This window comes from Streptomyces sp. NRRL F-5126, from assembly GCF_000721265.1.
Classification (GTDB): Bacteria; Actinomycetota; Actinomycetes; order Streptomycetales; family Streptomycetaceae; genus Streptomyces.
On sequence record NZ_JOFZ01000001.1, the window covers coordinates 56,992 to 80,398 of the forward strand.

Here is a 23,407-nt window from a genome sequence, read left to right on the forward strand (position 1 = left end):
GGTGCGCGCGGGTCCCTTCGGCGTACGCAAGGGCCGCTCAGGGGCTCGTCTCCTCCAGGAGCCAGTCCGTCGGCACGACGTGCCCGAGGCCGCGCTCCTCAGCCAGTTCCAGCGCCCGTGCGCAGACGGCGGCGAACTGGACGCCCATGCCGGTGTTGTTGGCGAAGACCGTGACGTCGTCGTGCGCGGCGCGGCCCGGTGCGTCGCCGAGCAGCACCTCGCCGAGCTCCCTGATGTCGTCCCAGGCCAGGCGGCCGCGCTCGACCGGGCCGAGGATGTCGTACTGCTTGTCGTGGTGCACCTGCTCGCGGGAGAGCACGACGATCCGGTCGGCCCTGTCGAATGTGGCGTCGTCCAGTTCGCGCCGCGTCGCCGTTCCGTCGGGGGAGGTGATGGCCGTGACGTGCGTGCCGGGCTCGATCCAGGAGCCGTCGAAGCAGGGCTCCATGGTGGCGGTGGCGCACGTGACGATGTGGCAGCCGGCCACCGCGTCGCGCGGCTCGGGGACGGCGACGACGCGGCGGCCCGTGCGCTCGCTCCACTCCTTCGCGAACCGCTCCCGGTGCTCGGCGGTCGGGCTGAAGACCCGCACCTCCTCGATCCCGGGCCGCACCAGCAGCAGCGTCTCCAGGTGGGCCTCCGCCTGCCAGCCGGAGCCGAACATGCCGGCCACGGTGGCGTCCTCGTTGGACAGTTCGCGGATGCCGAGCGCCGAGGTGGCGCCCACCCGCATCTTCTGCACGAAGCTGTCGTGCAGGATCGCCAGGGGCTCAAGCGTCGTCAGGCTGTACAGGGTGACGAGGCCGACGTACCTGCCGCCGGGCGCCGCCGGGATCAGCCGGCGCCTGCGGCCGCCGCCCGGCAGCGTCTCGACGCCGGCGAGGTCGGACGTGATGCGCAGCGCCCAGACGCCGCTGGAGACGTTGCCGCCCTCCTGCGACTTGAAGCGGTAGCCGAAGCCGGGGTACCGCTCGTCCTCGACCGGGAAGTACGTGTGGTTGCGCGGACGGTTGGCGCCCCGGCCGCGGGTGAGCTCGCCGTACGCCGTTTGCAGCGTGCCGAGGCACTCCTCCGCGGTCAGCACCTGCTCGATGTCGCTGTTGGACAGGATCCTCATGCGGATGCCCTCCCTGTGGTGTCTGCCGTGGTGGGAGCCGGGGCCGCGGTGAGGCGGCGCGCCGCGCCGGAAGTGATCAGTACGGTGTCCGCCACCGCCGCGTAGCCGCCGTCCGCGAACAGCACGTCGACGGTGACCGCGCCGACGTTGCCGGGCGCCAGGCTCTCCACCTCGGCGCGGTACTCGCCGCCGGACGAGAGGTCCGACTGGTTGACCCAGCCCACCTGGGCGTCGGCGCCCTCGGGGAGCCCTTCGAGCGCGGGCGACGCGGCCTTCGCGAGGTCCCCGGGCGAGGCGCCCGCTCGCGCCGCCGACACGGCCGCCGCGAGCGCGTCGTCCAGCGCGAGCGTCCACGGGGCGCTTCCCGCCAGCCGTCCGGCCTGCAGCCAGCCGGTGCGGAACTGGCCGGTGACGCGCACGCACTCCACCCCGTCCGCGGTGGACGACCTGCCCACCTGCACGTCGAGGAAGCCGGCGCCGCGCACCACGCGTTCGGCGACCGAGACGCGTTCGAAGCCGCCGAGCCCGTCCCGTACCGCCTCGTCGGCGGCGCGGCCCACGACCTCGCCGCCCGTGCGCAGCAGCGCCACCTCGCGTGCCGAGGCGACGGTGCGCCGCTCGCGTACGAGGCCGCCGAGATCGCGCACCCGCCACCCGGGCAGCGCCGCGCGCACCTGCTCGGCCACGTGCGCGGGCCACAGCGCGGCGTCCACGAGGCCGACCGTGCCCGCGGGCGCGCCGTCGAGCAGCTTCGCGGCCAGCGCCCCGAAGTCCTTGCCGCTCTCGATACGGGAGACGGTGGACACGCGCCGCATCCAGGGGTGGACACGGGGCGAGAGCTTGGTGAGGAACACCGGGTCGCCCGTGGCGGGCACGGCGAGCACGCCCTCGTTCCAGTAGACGCAGAGGTTGGTCAGGTAGGCGATGTCGTCGGACGCGTACACGTCCCCGTAGACCAGCCCGACGTCGACCTGCTCGGCGGCCAGGGTGTCCTGCAGCGCCGCGACCCGGCCACGCCATTCGCCCTCCGGCACTTCGGCCGGGTCGAGTACGACAAGTCCGCGCTTCATGCGGCGACTCCCCTGGTGGAGTGGAACAGCTTGCGTTCGGTGTCGATGAGGACCTCGCAGCCGTCCTTGGTCACCCGTACCGGGTCGCCGAGTACGTGGTAACCGGCAAGCGGCGTATAGGTGTTGGGGTGGATGATGAAGACGGCGTTCTCGGGCAGCTCGGTCTCGTTGCCCTCGATGATCGGCGTCTCGTCCAGGTGCAGCCCGTGGCCGTGGCCGCGTACCCGGGTGTACTGGCTGGTGCAGTACTCGCCGTAGCCGTGCCTGCGGAACACGTCGTTCTGCGCCTTCGCGACGTCGTGCGCCGTGACGCCGGGACGCACGGCGGACATGCCGGCCTCGACCGACTCGTTGAACAGGTCGAACGACCTGCGCTGCCCGTCGCTCGGCTCGCCGACGACCGCCGAGCGGCAGATCTGCAGCCAGTAGCCGTCCATCTGGGGTGTCAGCTCGGTGCGGACCATGTCACCGGCCTCCAGGACGCGCGGCGTGGGCGCGGTCATGCCGCGCACCTCGTCCTTGCCCGAGGCGATGAGCATGAAGTTGTCCTCCGCGCCGAGCCTCTTGATCGCGGCCTCCACCTCGGCGACGATCCGGTACTCGGGCAGACCCGGCTCCAGCGCGTCGACGAACGCGTCCCAGCCCGCCGCGCACACGGTGGCGCTGCGCCGCATCCTGGCCAGCTCCCAGTCGCTCTTGACCAGGCGCACCCGGTCCATGAGCGAGGTGGCGGAGACGATCTCGGCGCCCGGCAGCGCGGCACGCAGGGCGTCGGACAGCACGACGGGCAGCAGCTCGCCGTGGGCCACGCCGACGCGGCGCGGGCGCAGGTCGCGAAGGGCTGTGGTGAGCGCCGCGGGGTCGCGTACGTCGAGCAGCGCGGCGTGGTCGACCCAGCCGGGGCGGGTGAGTTCGGGCAGGTCGCTCCTGCGCGTGGAGTAGGCGCTCACCTCGCCCACGGCGGGGAACAGCACGAGGGACGCGGCGCCGGTCAGGCCGGCGTCGGTGAAGTACCGCACGTTCTCCCGGCGCCAGCCCGGGGCGAACGCGATCAGAAGGTCCAGGCCGTCCCCGGCCATGGCGGCCCGTACGCGGGCGTGCCTCTGCAGGAGTTCAGCGAGGTCGTCGGGGTGTGGGCCTGGCGCGGGCCTCGTCGCCGTGCTGACCGTGGTCATCCTTCACCTGCCTGTTCTTTCTCGTACTGGCTGCTGAATTCGGTCGTGGGTGACTGCCGTGTGCTCCCGGCGGTTCGAGGGGCGCGGACGCCGTTCACCCGGGCGTCGAGCGCGACGGTGATCTGCTCGATGGTCTTTCCCCGTGTCTCGAAAGTGGAGACCAGTGCGGAAATGCCGGCGAGCGCGGAGATCACGGCGAAGAGGACGAAGAAGAGGAAGCTCGATGAATGGGCGGCGATCACCCAGCCGATGACGGTGGGGATGATGAGCCCGCCGACCTTCTGCCAGGCAGCGGCCCAGCCGAGACCGGTGGCCCGGCTCACCGTGGGATAGAGCTCGCTGGCGTAGACGAAAAGGGTGCTGCCGGCGAATCCGCTGCCGAAGAACGTGGCGAGCGAGCCGAGTACGAGCACCGCGGCCGTGGTGGAGACACCGCCCCACCAGAGGCACAGCAGCGCACTCAGCAGGAAGGACACGCCCATCGTCGCCCGGCGCCCCACACGGTTGACGATATGGCCCGCGATGACGGCACCCAGCACGCCGGCCCCGGTGATGACGGCGGTGTAGGTGAAACTCCCGACGAGGCTGACGCCTTTCTTCTCCAGAATGGACGGGAGCCAGATGGAAAGGCCGTAGAGGAACGATCCTGCGCACACCTCCATGAACCACAGCGACACGGTGTAGCGCAGATGCCGCCTGTCGACCAGATCGCGTACGGAGCCCATCGCATTCCGCCGCGCCACAGGCGGTGCCGGCGGTTCGTGCGCCGGCCGCGAAATCGGTGCGTCCGCGGACGGGACGGCGAGTCTGCCGACGATTTCCCGCGCCGCCTCGTGCTTCCCCGTCCGCACCAGATAGCGCACGGATTCGGGCAGCTTCGCCATCATGACGACGCCGACCACGACGGGCAGCGCGCCGATGACGAACATCGCACGCCAGGTCAGCGAGGGCACGACCGCCGTACCGACGAGCGCCGCTACGGGCACGCCTATGAGCCAGGCCGCGGTCGCCGCCGTGACCAGCGGGGCGCGGTGGCGGGACGGCACGAACTCGGCGATGTACGGGAGGACGACCGCGATTTCGGCGCCGAGGCCGACGCCCTGGCAGACGCGGGCCGTCACCAGTGACGAGTAGTTCCAGGAGAAGGCGGCGAGCAGGGAGAACGCGGCGAAGACCAGCAGGCACACCGCGAGCGGGAACTTGCGGCCGAGCCGGTCGGAGATCAGCCCGGCGGCGGCCGCGCCGACCAGCATGCCGAGGAAGAGCGCCGAGCTGAGGAAGCCGGCCTGCCGGCTGGAGAGGTGGTAGTCCCCGATCACGCCCGGCAGGATGACGCCCGTGAGATTGATGACGAAGCCGTCGAGGAAATGGCCCGAGAGCGCGGTGCCGTAGATCACGGCGTGCCGCCTGGTGAATCGGGATCGGTCGAGTCTGCTCAGCAGGTCGGCTTGGGTATGGACGGTGGAGCGGTCATTTATCACGAACACCTCGCTGTGTGTTCTGATCCCCCGGTCGATTCCTTCTCGGCCGGGACGTGGTGCTGTCCCGGCCCGCTATCGAGCGTCCAGATTTCCCTGGACGTCGACATACAGCTGATTCAGTGCCGGGAGAATCTGGTCCTGAAGCTCCTGCGGCAACCCCGCGGTGAGTTCTGAGGTGAACTTTCCGAGCGCCCGGTCGCCGGATTCCAGCGCCCGCGCTCCCGCGCGGGTGAGCGAGAGGCGCATCGTCCTGCGGCTGGTGTCCGAGACCCCGCGGGTCAGCAGTCCTTGGGTGACGAGCTTTTCGACGCTCTGCGACATCGTGGAGGGGTTTCTGTGCGCGAGTTTGCACAGTGCGGTCAGTGACGTGTGCCCGGCGTTCACCCTGGAGAGAATGCGGTACTGCCGGATCGTCATGGGCGGGTCGAGTTCGGCGAGTATCTCGGTCTGCAACCGGGTCAGGCGCCCGCCCAGCGCGAGCAGAACCTCACCGAGGCTGTTTCCCGAGTCGTCCGGATCGACGGATCCCGTCTTCTCGCTCATCGCTTAGGTCTCCGTACTGTCCGGTGCCCGAAGTATCGACTGCGAGGAAGTTACAACCGGCCGCGCGGGGACGGCAAGAGGTCGTCGGCAAGAAATATCTGCCCCGGGTCCTCGCCGCCGCGTTGACGAACACGGAACGTCTGCCTAGCTTTTCGTCAGGCGAGGTGGCCGGCCGGAGGAGAGCCGTATGACCCGTATGACGGACACGGACGGCACGGGGTCGGTGACCAGCAGGGCGCTGCGGGTCCTCGAAGCCTTCTCGACGGACACGCCCGTGCTGAGGCTGACGGACATCTCCCGCCACACGGGCCTCCCCCTCACCACGGCCCACCGCCTGGTGGGCGAGCTGACCGAGTGGGGCGCGCTGGAGCGCGAGGGCGGGGGCGGCTACCGGATAGGACTGCGGCTCTGGGAGATCGCCTCGCTGGCCCCTCGCGGGCTCGGGCTGCGCGAGCTCGCCCTCCCCTCGCTCTCCGACCTGGCCCATGTCACTCGTGAGAACGTGCAGTTGGCGGTGCGCGAGGGCCTTGAGGTGGTGTATGTGGAGCGCCTCGCCGGCCGCGGCGCCGTGCCGGTGCTCACCCGCGTCGGCGGCCGCTTCGCGCTGGCACCGACGGGCGTCGGACGCGTCCTGCTCGCCTACGCGCCCGCCGAGGTCCAGGAGCAGGCACTGTCACAGCCGCTGGTCCGCTGCACCGAGGCGACGCTCTGCGACCCAGGCAGGCTCAGGCAGGTGCTGGCCGAGGTGCGCCACGCGGGGATCGCGATCTGCGAACGCCAGGTCACCCTGGACAGCGTGTCCGTCGCGGCGCCCGTGTACGGGCCGCGCGGCGAGGTCGCCGCGGCGGTCTCCGTCGTGGTCCGCCTCGGCAGCGTCCAGCCGTACGCGCTCGTCCCCCTGGTCCAGGTGGCGGCGCGCTCCATCTCGCGCGCCCTGGGCGGCGAAGGCGGGGCGGTCAGAGGTCGAGCACCAGCCTTCCCGAGCGGCACCGGGACACGCAGATGAACATCACGTCCCCCACGGCCCGTTCCTCGGAGGTGAGCAGCGAGTCCCTGTGGTCGGGGACTCCTTCGAGCACCCCGGTCTCGCAGGTGCCGCACGTGCCTTCACGGCAGGAGGAGAGCACGGGCACCCCGGCGTCCTCCACCGCTTCGAGCACGGAACGGTCCGCCGGCACCGTCAACGTCATGCCCGACTGGGCGAGTTCCACCTCGAACGGCTCCTCGGGGACCGCGTCGCCGCCGGCCCTGGGCGCGAACCGCTCCATGTGCAGCGCGGACGGCGGCCAGGACGCGCAGCGCTCCTCGACCGCGGCCAGCAGCGGCTCGGGGCCGCAGCAGTAGACCGCGGTGCCGTCGCGCGCCACGCCCAGCAGGCCGTCCAGATCGAGCAGCCCGGTCTCGTCCTGCGGGCAGATCTCGACGTGCTCGGGCCACCTCGCCCGCAGTTCGCCGGCGAACGCCATGGAGGCACGGGTGCGGCCCCCGTAGACGAGGTGCCAGCCGGCGCCGCGCCGCCCGGCCTCGGCGATCATCGGCAGGAGCGGTGTGATGCCGATGCCTCCCGCGATGAAGAGGTAGTGCTCGGCGCCGACCAGGGCGAAGTGGTTGCGGGGTCCGCGTGCCCGTACCGTGGCGCCCTCGGTGAGCCTGTCGTGCACGTACTGCGAGCCGCCGCGGCCCGCCGTCTCGCGCAGGACCGCCACTTGCAGGGCGGACGTGTCGTCAGGATCCCCGCACAGGGAGTACTGCCGTTCGAGCCCGGGGCCGAGGAGCAGGTCGATGTGGGCGCCGGGGGTCCATGCGGGCACAGGAAGCCCGTCGGCACGGGCGAGCGTCAGCCGGACGACACCGTCGGCGAGCGCCTCCCTGCGGGTGAGCGTCAAGGTCAGCGGGGTCCCGGGCGCACAGGATGCGGCAGCCGTGTACGTGGCCACCGCGTCCGTCCCCGCGCTCACGCGCCGTGCTCCGGGTGCGCGAGCAGCCAGTCCCACAGCTCCACCGGGTCCTCGAACTCCCGCTCCTCACCGCAGAAGCAGACCGCGAGCAGCCTGTCGGTGCCCGGCACCCAGTGGATGCGGTAGACACCGTCGTCGACGCGTGCGGGCGCGCCGACCGCGCTCATCGTGCGGCCTCCTCGGCGAGCCGCGCCAGGATCCGGCGGGCGGCGAGGCCGCCGGTGTCGATGTTGATGCTCAGCTCCTGGTATCCGTCTCGCTCGGCGGCGACGGCCTTCTCCAGCACGTCGAGGGCGACGACGTCCTGGAGGACGACCGTGCGGTTGTTGTCGTGCAGGAAGCCGCTGACCTTCTCGTCGCCGAGGGCGAAGTCGCGCGCCACGGCCCAGAAGTCGTGCGTGCTGTTCTCCGTCTCCGGGGTGATCGCGTAGACGACCTCGACGTGGAAGGCGTCCGGGTCGCCGCCGTCCACGTCGGGCGGCGGCGTGCCGACCGGGGCGATGCGGCTGTGCAGCAGGTACAGGCAGGGAGCGTGGTACTCGATGTCCTGCCAGCGCGTGATGCGTCCGGTGATGCCGGTGGACTCGGCGTAGAACGGCGGGCACACGGCGTCGTCCATGTGCCGGCTGACGCGCACGATCCCCGCCTGCTCGTCGACCTCGGTGGTGATCGGCGTCTCGGCGACCTCGGGCGTGCCGATGTAGCCGCCGTGCAGGTACGTCTCGTGCGAGAGGTCGAGGAGGTTGTCGACGAGGAGCCCGTGGCGCGCGGCGAGCGGCTCCATGCCGCAGACCGTCGTGTATCCCGGTCGATCGAGCCAGGGCGCTCGGGGGATCAGCTTCTCGTCGGCGAGCTCGCGGTCGCCGATCCACACCCACACGAACGAGTCCTGCTCGACGACGGAGTACGACGTGAGCCGGGCGGTGCGCGGTATCCGCCGCTGCCCGGGGACGTTGACGCAGGCGCCGTCCGCCCCGTACGTGAAGCCGTGGTACCCGCAGACCACCTGGTCGCCGACGAGGTGGCTCGGCTTCTGGGAGAGCGGGAAGCGCCGGTGCACGCAGCGGTCCGACATGCCCGTCACCTCGCCGGCCTCGGTGCGCCACAGCAGCACAGGCTCGCCGCAGACCGTGCGCGAGAACAGCTCGCGGCCGACCTCGTAGCCGTAGGCAGCGACGTACCACTGGTTGCGGACGAAAGACGTCGTCGTCATCTGTGCCTCCTGGGGAAGGAGCGTGCGGAGCGGGAGGGTCCGCCGGGGCGGTGGGCTCAGGGTGCTCTTCCCCAGGGGCGGGGGCCAGGGCGGTTTCCGCTCAGCGGAAGCCGGGGCGGCGGGCCACGGAGGTCGCGGTGACCGGGGTGACCGGGGTGACCGGGGTGACCGCTACAGCTTCGCGGCCGCGACGGTCCGTACGACGGACCTGACGGCCTCGTCGAGCTCCTGCTGCGACGGAGCCCCCCGCAGCGCCTCGGCGAGGTCGGACGCGGCCACCGCCAGCTGGTCGGCGACCACGAACATGCCCGCGTCCGGCATCACGCGCGGCTCCGCGTCGGGGGCCTCGATGCGCTGCGCGCGGACGGACAGCTCCCTGGCCAGCGCGAGTGCGGCGGTGGCCGCGCCGCGTCCGAGCCTGCTCTGCGGGGCGGCGCGCAACCGGTCGGTGAACCGGTCCACGGTCGACGTCAGCGGGGTCGTATCCAGCACACGCCGACCCTACGCGCCCGGCGCGCGCCCCGGGCCCGCGCCGCCGCGAACCGCCCGGGCTGTTGCCAACGGGCGAACGCTCAGGCACGGTGTGGTTAACGGGTGCTTCAGCGGCAGCCGCCGCCTGCACCAGTACGCGCGACGCGTCCGGAGGCGCCGATGTCCCTTGTCTTCTCCGAAGAGACCCATCGCAACATGCTCTCCCACATCCCGCAGTGCACCGGCCGTGAAGTGTCGGAATGGCTGCGTGCGCTCGATGACGGCCCGGCCCTCGTCCGGTTCGAGGAGAAGGTCAGCTGGCTGCGGGGCGAGCACGACCTGTCGTACGGACACGCCAAGGCGATCGTCCACGAGCACGAGCTGAGGCGGGCGGCGCGCCGCCTGCTGTGACCCGGCCTGACCCGAACCGACCCGAGCCGGCGACGCTTGCGCCGCGCCGGAGCGACGGAAGGGGCCGTGGGCAGTGCTTGCCCGCGGCCCCTTCCGGTGTCGGTGTCAGTTGTCGCTCTGCAGGATCGACAGGACCCGCAGGACCTCCAGGTAGATCCAGACCAGCGTCATCGTGAGCCCGAAGGCCGCCAGCCACGACTCCTCGCGCGGCGCGCGGTGGGCGACGCCGTCCTCGACCTGCTTGAAGTCGAGCGCGAGGAAGCAGGCGCCGAGCACGATGCCGATGATGCCGAAGGCGATGCCGAGGCCGCCGCTGCGGAAGCCGAGCCCGTCACCGTGGGTGAAGAGCGAGAACAGCAGGTTGACGAGCATCAGGATGAGGAAGCCCATCGCAGCCGCCGTCACGAACCGGGTGAAGCGGCGCGTGACGCGGATCCACCGCATCCGGTACGCGAGGAGCGTCCCGGCGAAGACGGCCATGGTGCCGAGCACCGCCTCGACGACGACGCCGGGGGCGATGTACGTGCTGACCACATTGGACAGCACGCCCAGGAAGAATCCCTCGAACGCCGCGTACGCGACGATCAGCGCGGGCACGGGCCTGCGCTTGAACGACTGGATCAGGCCGAGCACCAGCGCGACGACCGCCGCGCCGAAGGCGATGCCGTAGGACTTGCCGAGGTTGCCCTCGTCCACCGGCAGCGCCAGCCACGCCAGGACGGCCGTGACGACGACCGTGCCGAGCGTGATCGCCGTGCGGGAGACGACGTCGTCCATCGTCATGGCGCCGGGCCGGCCCGCCGCCGCCTGGCGCGCGTAGGCGTCGGCCGCGTAGGGGTTCGTCGCGTACGGGTTGCCCGCGTCCGGGCCCGCGCCCATGGCCGGGCCCGCGGGCGCCGTGTTGAAGCCCGCGTACCCACCGCCGCCACCGGCGCCACTGGTGAAGCCCCGGCGTGACAAGACGGGGTTGCTGCTCCTCATCTCACTCCTTCGTGACCGCCGTGCGCGGCCTCGCGTCAAGGGTAATGGGAAGGCAAAGAAAACCGTTCCGGCCGCAGGGTGACCCTGCCCGCGTCACACCACCGTCACACGGTGTTCGCCGCCGTCCTAACCTGACCGCATGACCTCCTTGCCGCTGCCCGGCAGCTTCCGCGACGACGTTCCGTGGACGGAGCGCCTGGGGCCTCTCGCCGCCGACGAGCGCGTCGACTTCGTCGTCGTCCTGCGCCGCAGGGCCGCCCTTCCGCGCGAACTGGTCGAGGGGCCGGGCACGGTGACCCGCGAGGCACTCGCCGCGCGCTTCGGGGCCGATCCACAGGACGTGTCACGGGTACGCCGCGCAGTCGAGGCGGCCGGGCTGACGGTCGAGGAGGTGCACGAGGGTTCGCGCCGGATACGGGTGTCGGGGCGCGCGGACGCCGTCGGGGCGCTGCTGGGCACGGAACTGAGCGCGGCGCGGTGGACCGACCCGCGCGGGCGCGTGGTCACGCACCGCTCGCGCAGCGGCTCCCTGCGTGTGCCCGAACCGCTCACGGGCGCGGTGGTCGCGGTGCTCGGCACCGACACACGCCCGCACGGGCGGCCGCTGCTGCGCGCGCGTCCGGCGGACGACCGGACGCCGCGGGGGGACGCCACGACCCCCGCGGGGCACACGGCCGCGCCGGTCGCGTACACGCCGCCGCGGCTCGCCGAGTTCTACGACTTCCCGCCCGGCACGGACGGCACCGGCACCACCGCCGCGCTCGTGGAGTTCGGCGGCGGCTACGACGAAGCCGAACTTGTTTCCTACTTCGCTCAGTTGGGCGTGAAGCCGCCGTCGATCCGGGCGGTGGGCGTCGCGGGCGCGGCCAACAGCCCCGGCAGGGACGAGAACGCGGACGGCGAGGTGCAACTGGACATCGAGGTGCTCGGCGCGCTCGCGCCCGGAGCCGACCTGGTCGTCCACTTCGCGCCCGGCACGGCACGCGGCTACGTGGAGGCCGTGTCCTCGGCGGTCCACGCCGACCCGACGCCGACCGTGCTGTCCATCAGCTGGGGCGCCCCGGAGAACCACTGGACGCGGCAGTCCGTCGCCGCGCTCGAAGAGGCGCTCGCCGACGCGGCGGCGCTCGGCGTCACGGTCTGCGCGGCGGCCGGCGACTCCGGCTCCACGGACGGCGAGGAGGACGGGCGGCCGCACCTGGACTACCCGGGGTCGAGCCCGCACGTCCTGTCCGTGGGCGGCACCACGCTGCGGCTCGACGGGCGCCGGCCGGCGGAGACCGTCTGGAACGCGCTGGCGGCGGGCGGCGGTTCCACGGGCGGCGGCAGGAGCGCGACGTTCCCGCCGCCGCTGTGGCAGCGCGGCCAGAGCGCGGGGCGGCGCGGCGTGCCGGACGTGGCGGCCGTCGCCGACCCGTCGACGGGCTACCGCGTACGGGTCGGCGGCAAGCCGACCACGCTCGGCGGCACCAGCGCCGCCGCCCCGCTGTGGGCGGCGCTGGCCTGCCGGCTGAGCCAGGCGCTCGGCACGCCGCTCGGCCTGCTGCCGCCGCTGCTTTACGCGCTGGAGCCGCCGCCGCGCGCACTGCGTGACATCACGGCGGGCGGCAACGGCCGCTACCAGGCGGCGGCGGGCTGGGACCCCTGCACGGGCCTCGGCACACCGCTGGGCTCCGCCCTCCTCGCCCACCTGCGCGCGACGCGTGGCACCGCCCCGTGAGTCGCCGCGCGCAAGAGGCCCTAACGCTCCGGGACGCGTGCGACGCCCACGTAGAAGGAGCAGTCCTCCGCCTCGGGCGCGGGGCCCGTCCTGTACCACTCGGTGGCGCGCACGAGGCCGGGCTCCTCCAGGTCGAGCCCGTCGAAGAAGCGCGCGACCTGCTCGCGGCTGCGGAGCGCGAGGGAGATGCCGCCGGACTTGTAGGTGCCTGACACGGTGGCCGCCAGGTCGGGGTGGAAGTCGGCGGTGCCCTGGGTGAGCACGAAGAAACTGCCGGGCGCCAGCGCGTCGGTGAGGACGCGCGCGATGGCGTACGGGTCGTCGCCGTCCGGGACGAAGTGCATCAGCGCGATGAGCGACAGGGCGACGGGGCGGCCGAAGTCCAGGAACGCGCGCGCGTGTTCCAGGATGACCTCGGGCTCGCGCACGTCGGCCTGGATGTAGTCGGTGGCGCCCTCGGGCGTGCTGATCAGCAGGGCCTCGGCGTGCCTGAGCACGATGGGGTCGTTGTCGCTGTAGACGACGCGGCACGCCGGGTTGGCGCGCTGCGCGACCTGGTGCAGGTTGGGCTCGGTCGGTATGCCCGTGCCGATGTCGAGGAACTGGTCGATCCCCGACTCGGCCAGCCATGCCACGGCCCTGTGCATGAACGCCCGGTTCAGCCGCGCGTCCCGCGGCGAGTTCTCCGGCAACTGCCGTGCCACGGCCCGGTCCACGGGGTAGTTGTCCTTGCCGCCCAGCAGGCAGTCGTACACCCGGGCGGGATGCGGCTTGCTGGTGTCGACCTGGGTTCTTGGGATGCCTGTCGTCAAGGGGGGCTCCGTAAGTGCGCGCGGGCGGTGGCGGACGGCCTTCGTGGCTGGCTCCCCGGATCATCTCACCGCACCGGCGGATCAGTTGGCCCACGCCCGAGGTGGCGGGCCGCGGCGTTCGGCTGCCGTTCAGCCGGCGAGGTGCGGGTAGTCCGTGTACCCGCGGTGGTCCCCGCCGTAGAACGTGGCCTCGTCCGCGGCCGTGTACGGGCCGCCTGCCCGGATGCGGGACGGAAGGTCCGGGTTCGCGAGGAACAGCGCGCCGAGCGAGACGGCGTCGGCGAGGCCCGCGTCGAGGACCTCCCGCGCGGCGGCCGCGGACGCGGGGAACGCGTCGGGAGCGGCGTGCGGGTTGACGATGAGGTTCCCCTTCCACAGACTCCTGACCAGCGCGGTGAGCGGTCGGGCGACGATCTCGCACGTCTCGAGGAAGGCGATGTTCGGCAGGTTGGGGACGAGTTCCGAGTAGATCGCCGCGGAGTCGCCCTCGGCCATGTCGTTGAACGGGTTGGCGGGCGAGATGCGCAGCGCGGTGCGCTCGTTGCCGATGGTGCCCACGACGGCCTCGACGACGTCGAGGGTGAAGCGGACCCGGTTCGCGACGGAGCCGCCGTAGCCGTCGGTGCGCCGATTGGTGTTCGCGGCGAGGAACTGGTGCGGCAGGAAGCCGTTGCCGGCGTGGATCTGCACGCCGTCGAAGCCCGCCTCGACGGCGGCGCGCGCCGAGGCCGCGTAGTCCTCGATCGTCGCGGCGATCTCGGCGAGCGACAGCGCGCGGGGCTCCAGGTAGTCCTTGGGGCCCTCGGGGGTGAACGCCTGCCCCGCGGGCGTGACCGCGGACGGCGCGACGGAGCGGTGGCCGTCCGCGTACAGCAGCGGGTGGCCGATGCGGCCCGCGTGCATGAGCTGGACGACGATGCTGCCGCCGTTGGCGTGCACTCGGTCCGTGACGGCGTGCCACGCCGCGACGTGCTCGGGGGTGTACATGCCGGGCGTGTCGAGGAAGCCCTGGCCGACCTGGGACGGCTGGGTGCCCTCGGTGACGATGAGGCCGGCGGAGGCGCGCTGGGCGTAGTACTCGGCCATGAGCGCGGTGGCCTCGCCGGTCGGCTTGGCCCTGTTGCGCGTCATCGGCGCCATCACCAGCCGGTTGGACAGTGCGATCTTGCCGAAGGAGGCGGGGTCGAACAGCGAGGTCATCGGTTTCCCTCTCGGAGGTGCGGATGGTCGGTGCGGGTGGCCGGTGCTGGTGGGCGGTGCTGGTGGGCGCCCTGCCGCGCGGTTCCGGGGAGGACACCGCGCGGCAGGGTCGGCGTGCCACACCGGCGCGACGGGGGGCGCACACCGGTGTGACACGCGTTCAGGAGGCGGCGGCGACGTGCCGGGCGTAGGCCGCGGCGATCCGCCCGCCCGTCTCCGCTGTGGAGACGAGGACCGCCATGTTGGCTTCGGCGGTCCGGCCGCCGGTGGCCTCGTCGACGGCGCGCATGAGGTACTTGGTGAGGCCCTGCCCGGTGACGCCGTCGCGTTCGGCCTGCTGGAGCGCCTTCGCGATGGCGGCCTCCGCCTCGGCCGCGTCGACCGCGTCCTCGGGGCGCGGCGGCACGGTGATCACCACGGACCCGGGCGCGGGCGTGGCCCAGTAGGCGGCGACGGTCCGGGCCATCAGGTCCTCGTCGTCGATGCGGTGCGGTGCCCGTACGCCGCTGGAACTGCAGTAGAACGCCGGGAAGTCGTCGGATCCGCAGGAGATCACGGGGACGCAGTGCGTTTCGAGGTATTCCGCCGTCAGCTTCAGGTCGAGGATCATCTTCGCGCCCGCGCACACCACCGCGACCCTGGAGCGGGTGAGCTGGATGAGGTCGGAGGAGACGTCCATCGTCGTCTGCGCGCCGCGGTGCACTCCGCCGAGCCCGGCCGAGGAGAAGAACGGGATGCCCGCGAGTTCCGCGGCGACGAGCGAGGAGGCGACCGTCGTCGCGCCCCTGCCGCCGCGTGCCAGGACGACGGGCAGGTCCCGGCTGGAGACCTTGGGGATGCCGGTGCCGGACGCGAACCGCTCGATGTCGCGCTCCGTCATGCCGACGCGCAGCGCGCCGTCCTCGACGCAGATCGTCGCCGGCACGGAGCCGCTCTTGCGCACCGCTGCCTCGACCCGGTGCGCGGTCCGCGCGTTGTGCGGGTACGCGAGGCCGTGGGTGATGACGTTCGACTCCAGGGCGACGACGGGGCGCCGCTCGTGCAGTGCCTCGCGGACCTCTTCCGCGTAGACGATCGGGATGCCGCCGCCCATCACGGCGCCTGCGTCGGGATCGGCGCCGAGTAGTGGGGCTGCTTCCACAGGAGGTGTGCGCGGCCCGCTATCTCGGGGGTGTGCACCTCGTCCATCCAGCGCGAGGGCTCGACGGCCTCGACGGCGATCGACACCGAGCCCTCCTCCACGCCGAAGACGCGGGTCACGGTTCGCGTCAACTCCGATACCAGCTCGTCTCGTTGAGACTCGGTAAAGGTGGTCGGCCAGTGCTTGATGCTGACGTGCGGCATGCGTGTGCCCTCCTCGGTGGTGTGCTGCGTGCGGTGGGTGCGGTGCCTGCGTGGGGAGGTGCTGCTCAACTGCCGGCCACGGATGCGATGTGCAGGGCGAGTTCGGCCACCCCTTCGTCCTTGAGCACGCTGTAGTGGTCGCCCTTCAGCTCGATCACGGTGGGCGGTGCGGCGCTGTAGCCCTCGCTCGACTCGATGAACGAGTAGTCGTCGCCCTGCGCCTTGAAGACCGCGACGGGCGCGTCCAGGCGGCGCTCGCGCAGTTCGCGGAACGTGTAGTCGAACTCGTAGGTCCGCGCGACGATCCGGGTGATCCGCCGGATCGTCCCCGCGTCGAGCGCGGGCAGCATCTCGTGGACGAAGCGGACGAACGACTCCTCGTCACGGACCCGTTCGAGGCAGGCGTCGAGCGACCTGCCCTCTATCGCGCCGGCGAACACGGAGAACAGGATGGTCACGTAGGCGGGGTTCGCGAAGCTCGCCTCCCGGCCACGCCGCCCGGCGTCCCGGCTGCGCAGCGCGGGGTTGCCGGGGCAGATCAGCATCACCTGCTCGACCTGCTCGCCCGCCTGCTCCAGCCGGTACGCGGCCTCGAAGGCGACCCGGGCGCCGAAGGAGTAGCCCCACAGCCGGTACGGGCCCGCCGGCTGGACGGCCCTGATCTCCTCCAGGTCCGCGAGCGCCATCTCGCCGATCGTGGGGTACGGCTCCTCGTCCGCGTTGATGCCGTAGGCCTGCACGCCGTAGAACGGCCCGTCGAGCCGCGCCTCCCGGCCGAGCGCCCGCAGGTTCATCGGGTAGCCGCCGAGGCCTGGCCAGCAGAACACCGGACGGTCGGCGCCGCCGGGGCGAAGCGGCACGAGGCGCGAGGACGCGCGCGCGGTGGATCCCTCGTCGATGCGCGCCGCCAGGGCGCCGAGTTCCGGCGACTCGAACAGGATCTGGAGCGGCAGGGCGGTGCCGAACTCCCGGTTGATCTTGTTGACGAGGGCCACCGCGTGCAGGGAGTTGCCGCCGGAGGCGAAGAACTCGTCGCGTACGGAGACATCCTCGTAGCCGAGGGTGCCGCCCCATTCGGCGGCGAGCCACCGCTCGGTGTCCGTGGCCGGGGCGACGTAGGGCGCGGGCCGCCAAACGGCCGCTAGTTCGGGCAGGGCGGCCGCGGCGCGGGAGTCGGTCTTGCCGTTGGCGGTCAGCGGCAGCCGGGGCACGACGAGGACGCGCGCCGGGATCATGTAGGAGGGCAGGAAGCGGGCGAGCTCCTCGCGGATCATCTCCGCCGGGCCCTTGGTGTGCACGGCGTCCTCGTCCATGCCCTGGTGCGCGGCCTGCTCCGGGGTGATCCGGCCGCCGACGAAGAAGTACGAGGCGGCGGCGGGCTCCACGCCGGCGGCGGCCAGCAGGTCGTCGAGGCGGGTGCCGGCGGGCAGCGGGGTGCCCGTCTTGGAGGAGTACCCGGACGACATCAGGCCGAAGCCCGGCACGCGTTGCAGCCGGTGCAGGGCGGTGCCGAGCACCACGTACCGCAGCCACGCCTCGGTGTCCGTCCTGGAGACGGCGCTGATGCCGAACGCGGCACGCTCGTACACGCCCTGGTTGATGGCGATGACGTGCCGCTTCTCGACGACGCCGGCGCCCAGCGGCTCCAGGGCGCCGTCGCGGTAGCGGTACAGGCCCGCCGCGAGGCCGGCGACGCGGTCGCCGTGCGCCTGGACGAACAGCTCGACCCCGTCCGCCCACTGCCCGGGCCGGTACGCGGCCACGTCGAAGCCGCCCAGGTAGAAATCCTCATCGGCGACGTCCATGCGGCGCTTGACACGCGGGTCGTACCCGGCCGGCTCGACACCCAGGCCGTAGTCGGGCAGGACCTCTTCCAGCACGCCGAGCATGTGCCCGGCCTCCAGCTCGAGCACTTCGGCGATGTTGTTCTTGTAGACCGGCTCGATCGCCCGCCGCTTGCCGAGGAAGTGCAGCCGCAGCAGGGGCTGTTCACCGTCCCCCGCGGCGCCGTCGACGCGTACGAGCGTGTGGTCGGCGGGGTGGTGGTAGTACAGGCCCGCGGGCAGGCCAGGCAGGCCGCGCGTCTCCAGGTAGAGCTGCGTCGCGTAGAGCGCACCCGGGGAGGCGTAGGCGTACTTGGGAAGCAGCCTCTCCTGGCTGCGGAACGGGCCGAGCCAGCGCAGTATCTCGCCGAGTTCCGGCAGGGACAGCATGCGGGGCGGGCGCGAGGTCGCGCCCTCCGGCCGCGGCGCGAGCAGGCCGAGCAGGTCGCCGACGCCGACGGGGCCGCCGCCGTAGAAGCGGTACGTCTTGCGCGCGTACGCCTCGCGCCGCTGCCGCTCGCCCGGCTCTGAGCCCGGCAGCGCGACCACGGGCCGTCCGCCGAGCTCGGCGGGGCCGCGCAGCCCCGGGTTGGAGAGCTGCGCCTTGACCTGGAGCTTGGACGCCTTGGAGCGGTGGTGCCCGGCGTCGTCGCGGCCCTGGTCCATGGTGGCGGCGGTGCGCTCGTTGAGCTCGACCGCGGCCACCAGCGTGCGGCCCCTGGTACGGGGGTCGTCGGCGACCAGCGCGGCGGCCCTGCGCACCCACGTGTGCTCCTCGATGCGCGCGGCCACCTCCTCGAGCTCGACCCGGTAGCCGCGCAGCTTGACCTGGTTGTCCGCCCTGCCGGCGAACTGGATCGTGCCGTCCTCGTTCCACTGGCACAGGTCGCCGGTGCGGTAGAGCCGCTCGGTGGGGTTGAACGGCGAGGCGATGAACCGCCGTTCCGTCTCCTGCGGCAGGCCTATGTAGCCGCGCGCGACCTGCCGTCCGCCGACGCACAGCTCACCGGTCTCGCCGATGTCGACCGGCCGCCGGTGCTCGTCGAGGATGTAGCACGTCACCCGGTCCGCGGGCACGCCCACGGGCAGCATGCCCGACGGGCGGTCCCCGAGGGCCTCCGGGTCGACCCAGTGCGACGTGGCGTTGATGGTGGTCTCCGTCGGCCCGTACAGGTTGACGAGGGAGACACCGGGCACGGTCGCGAACAGGTCCCTGGCCAGTGCGGCGGTCAGCGCCTCCCCGCCGGAGAAGATCCGGTGCAAAGTGGCGCATCCGCCGAGCCGCTCGGTGTCGATCAGCGCACGCAGCAGGGTGGGCACAGCCTGCAGGGCGGTCACCCGGTGCGCGGCGATCATGTCGATGACCGCCTCGGGGTCGCGGTAGATGCCCGGGGTGCCCATGACGACGCGGGCCCCCGCGGCCGCGGCCAGGATCTCCCACTGCGCGGCGTCGAAACTCATCGGCGTCTTCTGCAGGATCGACACGCGGGGCCCGAGGTGGCCGCAGTTGGCGAGCCACCGCAGCTGCGAGACCACGCTGCGCTGCTCGATCATCACGCCCTTGGGCCTGCCGGTGCTGCCCGACGTGTAGATGACGTACCCGAGGTGCTCGCCGCGCGCGCCGGGCAGCGGCCCCGGCGGTGCCTCGGGGGCGTCGGACGCCGTGACCACGGCGGTGCCCTCGGGGGCCAGGCCGCGCAGGCGCCGGAGCAGGTGGTCCTGCGTGACGACGATGCGGGCGCCGGAGTTCTCGATCATGTACCGCAGCCGGTCGTCCGGGTACTCGGGCGACAGCGGCAGGTACGCGGCACCCGCGCTCAGGATGGACCAGGCACCCGTCACGAGGTCGGTGGACGGCTCGGTGAACAGGCCGACGCACGTGTCGGGGACGGCGCCGAGCGAGACCAGCAGCGCCCCCGTCCTGCGTGCCTCGGAATCGAGTTCCGCGAAGGTCAGGTCCCGGCCGCCCGCCGTGACGGCGATCGCGTAGGGCCGTATCCGGGCCTGCTGTGCGAGCAGGGAGCCGAGCGAGTCCCCCTTGAGGGGTACGCCGGACGTCAGCGTCTCGATGGCCATGGAAGGTGTCCCCCAGAAAGATGAGATGAGGCGTGCGGAGCTGTGCTCACACCCGGCTCGGAGCCGGTGCGCGCTCGGGCTGCGGCTCGGCCTCCCGCGGCCGGCGCTGCGCCAGGACGACCGAGCCGACGACCGCTGCCGCGCCGAGGAACTGCAGCGGGCCGAGCGACTGGCCGAGGAAGAGGTAGCCGAGGACGGTCGCGCACAGCGGCGAGGCGAACGAGAGGAAGGAGGCAGCCAGTGCGGGCAGCCGCGACAGCCCGCGGAACCACAGCACGTAGGCGACCATCGCCCCGATCAGGCTCAGGTAGGCGAACCCGCCGATGTTTCCCCACGTCAGGTGGGTCGGCAGGGATTCCGTCGCGAGGGTGACCGGCACCAGGACCAGCCCGCCGACGGTCAGCTGCCAGCCGGTGAACGCGAGCAGGCTGACGCCTTCGGGCCGGCCCCACCGCTTGGTCAGGACGATGCCGCTGGCCATGCAGGCGGCGCCGAGCACGCCCGCCACGACGCCGACGGCGTCCAGGCCCGCGTGCGGTTCGAGCACGAGCAGTGCCACTCCGGCCGCGCCGAGCAGGCAGGCGCCGATCTGGATCGGCCTGATCCTGTCGCGCAGCAGGGCCGCGCTCAGCAGCAGCACGATCATCGGCTGGATCGACATCACCAGGGCGGCGACGCCGCCGGGCAGGTGGTAGGCGGCGACGAAGAGGAAGTAGAAGAACGCGCCGATGTTCAGGACACCGAGGACGAGCGCGCGCCACCACCAGATGCCGCGCGGGAACACCCGGGTCGCGGCCAGCAGGATGAGCCCGGCGGGCAGCGCCCGCAGCGTCGAGGCGAGCAGCGGCCGGTCCGGCGGCAGGAACTCCGTGGTGACCAGGTAGGTCGAGCCCCATACGGCGGGGGCGAGCGCGGTCAGCGCGGACGTGGCCGCGATGCGCTGGTTGCTCATGGCCGGGCTCCCGAATCGGTGGTACCGAAGAACCGGTCCCCGAAGTCGCCGATGCCCGGGAGCATGAAGGCGTGTTCGGTGAGGCGTTCCTCGATCGAGCTGGTGATGACGCGCAGGTGCGGCCGGTGCGCGCCCACCCGCCGCAGCCCCTGCGGCGAGGCGAGCAGGTCCACGAGCACGATGCGCTCCTCGGCCACGCCCCGCTCCAGCAGGACGTCGACGGCGGCGAGCGCCGAGCCGGCGGTCGCGAGCATCGGTTCGAGCAGCAGCACCGGGTGGTCGGCGATGTCGTCGGGCAGGTGCTGGTAGTACAGGTGCGGCAGCTTGGTCTGCTTGTCGCGCTGGATGAGGATCTTGCCGACCCGGATGCCGGGCATCATGTCCCGCAGTTCGGTCTCCATCGCCTCCCCGGCGCGCACGACGCTGACCGCGTACGGGTCGCGGGCCGGCTCGAGTCCCTCGTAGACGGCACCGATCGGGGTGCTGACCTCCTTCTTGGCGAAGGGCAGCAGATCGAGCGCGGCCTCCAGGAGCAGCCGGAAGACGCGGCGCGAGTGCGTCACGAAGTCCTGCTGGGTACAGCTGCGGTCGCGGATGACCGTGTGCAGCGCCCGCAACTGGTCGGTCTGCGGGAGCACGTGGACGTTCGGTGCGGTGGTCACGACGGATGCCTCTCCGGTGGTCGGTCCTGTGCGGGGTCCGGTGCGTGGTGCTGCCGGGCCCTGTGGGGCGGGCCCGGTGCCTGAGCGGATCAGCCGATCTCGTCGAAGGCCTTGCGCGCCTCGGCGACGAAGGTCGCGACCTTCGTCCGGTCCTTGCGGCCGTCGGGGCCCTCAAGGCCGGAGTGGGCGTCGACGGCCGCCGGGCGGACGGCGCGGATCGCGTCGCCCACGTTGTCCGGGCGCAGGCCGCCGGCCATCATCAGCGGCTTGGGCGAGCGGCGTACCAGGGCCGCCGAGACGCTCCAGTCGTGTGTGAGGCCGGTGGCACCCTTGGCGCCGGTCCTCGGGTCGAAGGTGTCGGTGATGTACATGTCGACGTACGGATGGGTGGCGTCGACCAGCTCCAGGAGCTCCTCGGTGTTGCCCTCCTTGACCACGAGGGACTTCAGGACGAAGAGGTCGGGGCGCACCTCCTTGAGTGCCCTGAGCTGCGCGACCTCCACGTCTCCGTGCAACTGGACGGCGATCACACCGAGTTCACCGCAGAACGCGCTGATCTCCTCGGCGTCCGTCAGGTAGCTGATGAGGACGCCCGCGTGAGGCGCCCGCAGGCCCTTGACGATGGCGGCAGCGTCCTGCTCGGGTATGTCGTCCTTGCCGGACGGCAGGCGCAGTGCGAAGCCGAGCCAGTCCGCCCCCTCCTCGATGATCATGTCGGCCTCTTCGGCGTCGATGATGCCGGCGACCTGGACGAGCTTGTTCACGGTGACCATGAAGGTGATCTCTCCTCGGCTGGTGCGGGGGATCCGCCGTGCGGGCCCCGCTCGCGGGGCGGGACGGCCGCGGTGCGGCCGCCCCGGGCCGGCTGCCGTGCGGCGGCCGGCCGTCGAGCCGTGCTGTCGTTCCGTGCGGTGGTGCCTGCCGGTGCGGGCCGGGCGGCTCCGGTCGCGTCAGCAGTCCGTGAGGTGCGGCCGGCGCGGGAACCCGGGCGCGGGCGCACCGCTCAGGTAGGTGTCGTGGTGCGTGGTCAGGTGCGGCGGGCGGCGGCCCGGGTGCAGGCGGACCTCCCCCGGGTAGCCGAGCGGGACGAGCAGCGCGATGTGCAGGTCCGGCCGGTCGGCGATGCCGATGGCGCGCTTGACGGCCGCCTCGTCCCAACCGCCCATGGGGCTGCTGCCGAGGCCCGCGGCCTCCGCCGCGACCATCAGGAACGCGGCGGCGAGCATCGCGTCCTTGATGGGGCACTCGCGCTCCAGGCCGCGCTCGCTGCGCGCCTCGTAGAACTCCTTCACGCTGCCGGGCGTGCCGGCCGCGAAGGCCTCGGTCCAGGCGCCGCGCTCGCACGCGGCACGCCAGATGTCGTCCCGGCCCTCCCGCCAGGCGGCGGCCTCGGCGACGAAGACCAGGACCACGGGCGCCTCCTGCGGGTGCGGCTGCCCGCCGGTGGCCTCGGTCAGGGCCCGCAGCCCCGCGGCGCCCGTGACGGCGACGATCGAGCGGGCCTGCAGGTTGTAGCTGGACGGCGCTTCCAGGGCGAGGTCGATCAGCTCCCGCAGCAGCGGGGCGGGAACGGGATCGGGGCGGAAGTGGCGGATGGCCCGTCGTGAGCGGATGACCTGCGCCACGGTCTCGCTCGATCCGTGTGGGGACATGATCGAACCTTTCGATGTCAAACTATCTGATGCGCAGAGAGTACGTCCTGGACTAGAATGACGTCAAACGTCTTGATGTCGAAGTATCGGAAGAGGTGGAGCACCGTGCGCGACCGCGTCGACGGGTTCCTCGATCAGTGGGCGGCCCAGCGCACCGATCTCGACCTGGCCGCCATGGGGACCGTCGGGCGCAGCCTGCGCCTCGCGCGGCTGCTGAGCGCAGGACTCAAGGAGTACTTCGCCGAACACTCCATGGAGACATGGGAGTTCGACGTCCTCGCGACGCTCCGCCGCAGCGGAGGACCGCTGACGCCCAGCGCTCTCGCCGCCAGCGTCATGATCGGCTCGGCGGCCCTGACCAACCGGGTCGACCGCCTCGTCGCCCGCGGCCTGGTGAGCCGCGACGCCGTCCCGGGCGACCGGCGGAGCCTGCACATCTCCCTCACCGAGGAGGGCCGCGAACGCGTGGACAGCGTCGTGGAGGGCCACGTCCGCAATCAGCGCCGACTGCTCTCCGGCATCGACAAGGACGACTGCCGGGCGCTCGACGAAATCCTGCGCGCCCTCCTCGTCTCGCTCGGCGACGTGCCGTGAGGGGCGCCGCCGAGCATTTCCCGCGCGTATACCGGCAAGGCTTTCCGAAACCACCGCCGGGACGGATAATCGCGACCCCGCACCCCCGGCCGCCGGCATCGCGCGACGTCTCACCGACTTCTCCTCCCCCGTGTGGCCGTGAATTCCCCTCC

Annotated in this window: 23 protein-coding genes; 4 read left to right on the forward strand and 19 right to left on the reverse strand. The window is 72.3% G+C overall.

All coding sequences use genetic code 11. The features are described from left to right. Nucleotides 1-37 precede the first annotated feature (37 nt). The 5 genes from IH48_RS35595 to IH48_RS0100305 form a co-directional block, all read right to left on the reverse strand. Nucleotides 38-1,117, reverse strand: coding sequence for an ornithine cyclodeaminase family protein (locus tag IH48_RS35595; protein WP_037840724.1), 1,080 nt, complete (start codon nucleotides 1,115-1,117; stop codon nucleotides 38-40). Next, nucleotides 1,114-2,187, reverse strand: a complete 1,074-nt coding sequence (locus IH48_RS35600; RefSeq protein ID WP_030897414.1) for an aminopeptidase P family N-terminal domain-containing protein — start codon at nucleotides 2,185-2,187, stop codon at nucleotides 1,114-1,116. Before IH48_RS35600 ends, IH48_RS35595 begins: the two co-directional genes overlap by 4 nt. Next, complete coding sequence (locus IH48_RS0100295; protein WP_030897417.1) at nucleotides 2,184-3,362, reverse strand: M24 family metallopeptidase; 1,179 nt, start codon at nucleotides 3,360-3,362, stop codon at nucleotides 2,184-2,186. Before IH48_RS0100295 ends, IH48_RS35600 begins: the two co-directional genes overlap by 4 nt. After that, on the reverse strand, nucleotides 3,359-4,849 hold the full coding sequence (locus IH48_RS0100300; protein WP_030897419.1) for an MFS transporter: 1,491 nt from the start codon (nucleotides 4,847-4,849) through the stop codon (nucleotides 3,359-3,361). The genes IH48_RS0100295 and IH48_RS0100300 overlap by 4 nt, the downstream gene beginning before the upstream one ends. Nucleotides 4,850-4,915: 66 nt before the next feature. Then, nucleotides 4,916-5,386 carry a MarR family winged helix-turn-helix transcriptional regulator gene (locus tag IH48_RS0100305; RefSeq protein ID WP_030897422.1) on the reverse strand — a complete coding sequence of 157 codons (471 nt, stop codon included), beginning with the start codon at nucleotides 5,384-5,386 and terminating at the stop codon, nucleotides 4,916-4,918. A 187-nt stretch (nucleotides 5,387-5,573) separates the two neighbouring features. Here IH48_RS0100305 and IH48_RS0100310 point away from each other — a divergent pair, with 187 nt between their 5' ends. Then, a complete protein-coding gene (locus IH48_RS0100310) occupies nucleotides 5,574-6,392 on the forward strand; it encodes an IclR family transcriptional regulator (RefSeq protein ID WP_037840727.1) in 819 nt (272 codons plus the stop codon). On the opposite strand, the gene IH48_RS0100315 is transcribed toward IH48_RS0100310, so the two are convergent. The 4 genes from IH48_RS0100315 to IH48_RS0100330 all read right to left on the reverse strand — a co-directional run bounded on the left by IH48_RS0100315 (nucleotide 6,343) and on the right by IH48_RS0100330 (nucleotide 9,049). Further along, a complete protein-coding gene (locus tag IH48_RS0100315; protein ID WP_030897427.1) occupies nucleotides 6,343-7,278 on the reverse strand; it encodes a PDR/VanB family oxidoreductase in 936 nt (311 codons plus the stop codon). The genes IH48_RS0100310 and IH48_RS0100315 overlap by 50 nt on opposite strands. A 62-nt stretch (nucleotides 7,279-7,340) precedes the next feature. Continuing rightward, on the reverse strand, nucleotides 7,341-7,511 hold the full coding sequence (locus IH48_RS36495; RefSeq protein ID WP_199809862.1) for a hypothetical protein: 171 nt from the start codon (nucleotides 7,509-7,511) through the stop codon (nucleotides 7,341-7,343). Beyond that, a complete protein-coding gene (locus IH48_RS0100325; RefSeq protein ID WP_030897430.1) occupies nucleotides 7,508-8,557 on the reverse strand; it encodes an aromatic ring-hydroxylating dioxygenase subunit alpha in 1,050 nt (349 codons plus the stop codon). The genes IH48_RS36495 and IH48_RS0100325 overlap by 4 nt, the downstream gene beginning before the upstream one ends. A gap of 171 nt (nucleotides 8,558-8,728) precedes the next feature. Beyond that, nucleotides 8,729-9,049 (reverse strand): hypothetical protein, encoded by a 321-nt coding sequence (locus IH48_RS0100330; RefSeq protein ID WP_030897432.1) that lies wholly within the window; start codon nucleotides 9,047-9,049, stop codon nucleotides 8,729-8,731. A gap of 159 nt (nucleotides 9,050-9,208) precedes the next feature. Here IH48_RS0100330 and IH48_RS0100335 point away from each other — a divergent pair, with 159 nt between their 5' ends. Further along, the gene (locus IH48_RS0100335) at nucleotides 9,209-9,439 is read left to right on the forward strand and encodes a DUF4287 domain-containing protein (RefSeq protein WP_030897435.1); all 231 of its coding nucleotides are present in this window, start codon (nucleotides 9,209-9,211) and stop codon (nucleotides 9,437-9,439) included. Between the two features lie 105 nt (nucleotides 9,440-9,544). Here the strand turns inward: IH48_RS0100335 and IH48_RS0100340 are convergent, their stop codons facing one another. Continuing rightward, nucleotides 9,545-10,420 (reverse strand): Bax inhibitor-1/YccA family membrane protein, encoded by an 876-nt coding sequence (locus IH48_RS0100340; RefSeq protein ID WP_030897437.1) that lies wholly within the window; start codon nucleotides 10,418-10,420, stop codon nucleotides 9,545-9,547. 139 nt (nucleotides 10,421-10,559) lie between these two features. Here IH48_RS0100340 and IH48_RS0100345 point away from each other — a divergent pair, with 139 nt between their 5' ends. Continuing rightward, the gene (locus tag IH48_RS0100345) at nucleotides 10,560-12,140 is read left to right on the forward strand and encodes a S53 family peptidase (RefSeq protein ID WP_037840730.1); all 1,581 of its coding nucleotides are present in this window, start codon (nucleotides 10,560-10,562) and stop codon (nucleotides 12,138-12,140) included. A gap of 20 nt (nucleotides 12,141-12,160) precedes the next feature. On the opposite strand, the gene IH48_RS0100350 is transcribed toward IH48_RS0100345, so the two are convergent. The 9 genes from IH48_RS0100350 to IH48_RS0100390 form a co-directional block, all read right to left on the reverse strand. Next, on the reverse strand, nucleotides 12,161-12,952 hold the full coding sequence (locus IH48_RS0100350; RefSeq protein ID WP_030897442.1) for an SAM-dependent methyltransferase: 792 nt from the start codon (nucleotides 12,950-12,952) through the stop codon (nucleotides 12,161-12,163). A 129-nt stretch (nucleotides 12,953-13,081) separates the two neighbouring features. Then, nucleotides 13,082-14,152, reverse strand: a complete 1,071-nt coding sequence (locus tag IH48_RS0100355; RefSeq protein WP_030897444.1) for an alkene reductase — start codon at nucleotides 14,150-14,152, stop codon at nucleotides 13,082-13,084. A gap of 160 nt (nucleotides 14,153-14,312) precedes the next feature. Continuing rightward, the gene (locus IH48_RS0100360; RefSeq protein WP_030897447.1) at nucleotides 14,313-15,245 is read right to left on the reverse strand and encodes a pseudouridine-5'-phosphate glycosidase; all 933 of its coding nucleotides are present in this window, start codon (nucleotides 15,243-15,245) and stop codon (nucleotides 14,313-14,315) included. Next, complete coding sequence (locus IH48_RS0100365; RefSeq protein ID WP_030897450.1) at nucleotides 15,245-15,496, reverse strand: tautomerase family protein; 252 nt, start codon at nucleotides 15,494-15,496, stop codon at nucleotides 15,245-15,247. The genes IH48_RS0100360 and IH48_RS0100365 overlap by 1 nt, the downstream gene beginning before the upstream one ends. A 65-nt stretch (nucleotides 15,497-15,561) precedes the next feature. Beyond that, nucleotides 15,562-19,395, reverse strand: coding sequence for an amino acid adenylation domain-containing protein (locus tag IH48_RS0100370; protein ID WP_051838886.1), 3,834 nt, complete (start codon nucleotides 19,393-19,395; stop codon nucleotides 15,562-15,564). Between the two features lie 46 nt (nucleotides 19,396-19,441). After that, on the reverse strand, nucleotides 19,442-20,347 hold the full coding sequence (locus tag IH48_RS0100375; RefSeq protein ID WP_030897454.1) for an EamA family transporter: 906 nt from the start codon (nucleotides 20,345-20,347) through the stop codon (nucleotides 19,442-19,444). After that, nucleotides 20,344-21,009 (reverse strand): uracil phosphoribosyltransferase, encoded by a 666-nt coding sequence (upp, locus tag IH48_RS0100380; protein WP_030897457.1) that lies wholly within the window; start codon nucleotides 21,007-21,009, stop codon nucleotides 20,344-20,346. Before upp ends, IH48_RS0100375 begins: the two co-directional genes overlap by 4 nt. Nucleotides 21,010-21,098: 89 nt before the next feature. Next, nucleotides 21,099-21,782, reverse strand: coding sequence for a phosphoribosylanthranilate isomerase (locus IH48_RS0100385; RefSeq protein WP_030897459.1), 684 nt, complete (start codon nucleotides 21,780-21,782; stop codon nucleotides 21,099-21,101). A gap of 177 nt (nucleotides 21,783-21,959) precedes the next feature. Continuing rightward, the gene (locus IH48_RS0100390; RefSeq protein WP_051838887.1) at nucleotides 21,960-22,661 is read right to left on the reverse strand and encodes a nitroreductase family protein; all 702 of its coding nucleotides are present in this window, start codon (nucleotides 22,659-22,661) and stop codon (nucleotides 21,960-21,962) included. A gap of 105 nt (nucleotides 22,662-22,766) precedes the next feature. On the opposite strand from IH48_RS0100390, the gene IH48_RS0100400 reads away from it, so the two are divergent. After that, the gene (locus IH48_RS0100400) at nucleotides 22,767-23,255 is read left to right on the forward strand and encodes a MarR family transcriptional regulator (RefSeq protein ID WP_030897464.1); all 489 of its coding nucleotides are present in this window, start codon (nucleotides 22,767-22,769) and stop codon (nucleotides 23,253-23,255) included. Nucleotides 23,256-23,407: the final 152 nt, after the last annotated feature.

What these genes read in the sequence shown, in the direction of transcription:
- IH48_RS0100325 (WP_030897430.1), bottom strand. Translation starts at nt 8,557, where the DNA reads ATGACGACGACGTCTTTCGTCCGCAACCAGTGGTACGTCGCTGCCTAC.
- IH48_RS0100335 (WP_030897435.1), top strand. Translation starts at nt 9,209, where the DNA reads ATGTCCCTTGTCTTCTCCGAAGAGACCCATCGCAACATGCTCTCCCAC.
- IH48_RS0100340 (WP_030897437.1), bottom strand. Translation starts at nt 10,420, where the DNA reads ATGAGGAGCAGCAACCCCGTCTTGTCACGCCGGGGCTTCACCAGTGGC.
- IH48_RS0100385 (WP_030897459.1), bottom strand. Translation starts at nt 21,782, where the DNA reads ATGGTCACCGTGAACAAGCTCGTCCAGGTCGCCGGCATCATCGACGCC.
- IH48_RS0100370 (WP_051838886.1), bottom strand. Translation starts at nt 19,395, where the DNA reads ATGGCCATCGAGACGCTGACGTCCGGCGTACCCCTCAAGGGGGACTCG.
- IH48_RS36495 (WP_199809862.1), bottom strand. Translation starts at nt 7,511, where the DNA reads ATGAGCGCGGTCGGCGCGCCCGCACGCGTCGACGACGGTGTCTACCGC.
- IH48_RS0100295 (WP_030897417.1), bottom strand. Translation starts at nt 3,362, where the DNA reads ATGACCACGGTCAGCACGGCGACGAGGCCCGCGCCAGGCCCACACCCC.
- IH48_RS0100390 (WP_051838887.1), bottom strand. Translation starts at nt 22,661, where the DNA reads ATGTCCCCACACGGATCGAGCGAGACCGTGGCGCAGGTCATCCGCTCA.
- IH48_RS35595 (WP_037840724.1), bottom strand. Translation starts at nt 1,117, where the DNA reads ATGAGGATCCTGTCCAACAGCGACATCGAGCAGGTGCTGACCGCGGAG.
- IH48_RS0100345 (WP_037840730.1), top strand. Translation starts at nt 10,560, where the DNA reads ATGACCTCCTTGCCGCTGCCCGGCAGCTTCCGCGACGACGTTCCGTGG.
- IH48_RS0100360 (WP_030897447.1), bottom strand. Translation starts at nt 15,245, where the DNA reads ATGGGCGGCGGCATCCCGATCGTCTACGCGGAAGAGGTCCGCGAGGCA.
- IH48_RS0100310 (WP_037840727.1), top strand. Translation starts at nt 5,574, where the DNA reads ATGACCCGTATGACGGACACGGACGGCACGGGGTCGGTGACCAGCAGG.
- IH48_RS35600 (WP_030897414.1), bottom strand. Translation starts at nt 2,187, where the DNA reads ATGAAGCGCGGACTTGTCGTACTCGACCCGGCCGAAGTGCCGGAGGGC.
- IH48_RS0100355 (WP_030897444.1), bottom strand. Translation starts at nt 14,152, where the DNA reads ATGACCTCGCTGTTCGACCCCGCCTCCTTCGGCAAGATCGCACTGTCC.
- IH48_RS0100375 (WP_030897454.1), bottom strand. Translation starts at nt 20,347, where the DNA reads ATGAGCAACCAGCGCATCGCGGCCACGTCCGCGCTGACCGCGCTCGCC.
- IH48_RS0100365 (WP_030897450.1), bottom strand. Translation starts at nt 15,496, where the DNA reads ATGCCGCACGTCAGCATCAAGCACTGGCCGACCACCTTTACCGAGTCT.
- IH48_RS0100305 (WP_030897422.1), bottom strand. Translation starts at nt 5,386, where the DNA reads ATGAGCGAGAAGACGGGATCCGTCGATCCGGACGACTCGGGAAACAGC.